This window comes from Bacteroides sp. HMSC067B03 (genome assembly GCF_001811315.1).
In the GTDB taxonomy this organism is placed as follows: domain Bacteria; phylum Bacteroidota; class Bacteroidia; order Bacteroidales; family Bacteroidaceae; genus Bacteroides; species Bacteroides faecis.
In genome coordinates, this window is sequence record NZ_KV804414.1 from 1 (window position 1) to 784 (window position 784).

Here is a 784-nt window from a genome sequence, read left to right on the forward strand (position 1 = left end):
CGTTGGCACAACTGTTTTACTGGTATGGCACAACGACTTTGATTAGTTGTCATAAGCAAAGTGAGCGCTCAAAAAATGCAAAGAGAAAGAGAGGATATTTAAATCGCAGGATTTATCTTTGGGTAATGGGCTGACAATAAAACACCTGTTTTCTATTGTCAGCCTTATTATCAGGCTTATTGTCATGACACAAATAACTGTATTACAACATTTTAACCACTAAAGTCTGACAGATGACAATAGAATGCCCTAAAACTTTTATGTAGAAGTTACTCAATCCCGCTGATTTCTATATGAAATAGGGGATCAATCCGAAGCTCCGGTTGTTTTCAGTTTGTTTCTTTCCGCACGGAAATGAACAAAATTATAAATTGAGAATTAGGCACGGATTACACGGATTTCACGGTTTTAGTGCTATGATTACGTAAAACAACCGTGTTAATCCGTGTAATCCGTGCCTAAATATATTCTTTTCCGTACCGAATTTGCCTCAAATCTGTTCGCTTTTTATTTAATTAGATAAAAATAGATAATGATAATAGCTAATATAATCAGAGGTATACCTTTTATGCCTCTTTTCATTATAAACATATTTAAAGTAAATGCTAATATTGCAGTCAAACCTATAATATTACTTTTAGGTAATCCAACTGCTACCCCATTCGCTATAGCAGTGCAAATTATAGCAGCAAAAAAACAGATATCATCTTTATCTTTAAACGGATTCTTAAAACACATAATTTAATATTTATCCGAATCAGTATTTGATTCCTTAGTTAAAAAT

1 protein-coding gene is annotated in these 784 nt (G+C 32.8%); it reads left to right on the forward strand.

The genetic code is table 11. The annotated features are described in order from the left end of the window. Positions 1 to 532: 532 nt before the first annotated feature. Positions 533 to 745, forward strand: coding sequence for a hypothetical protein (locus tag HMPREF2794_RS29315; RefSeq protein WP_162533280.1), 213 nt, complete (start codon positions 533 to 535; stop codon positions 743 to 745). Positions 746 to 784 lie beyond the last annotated feature (39 nt).

Coding starts and splice junctions, on each gene's coding strand:
- HMPREF2794_RS29315 (WP_162533280.1), top strand. CDS start 533: ATGATAATAGCTAATATAATCAGAGGTATACCTTTTATGCCTCTTTTC.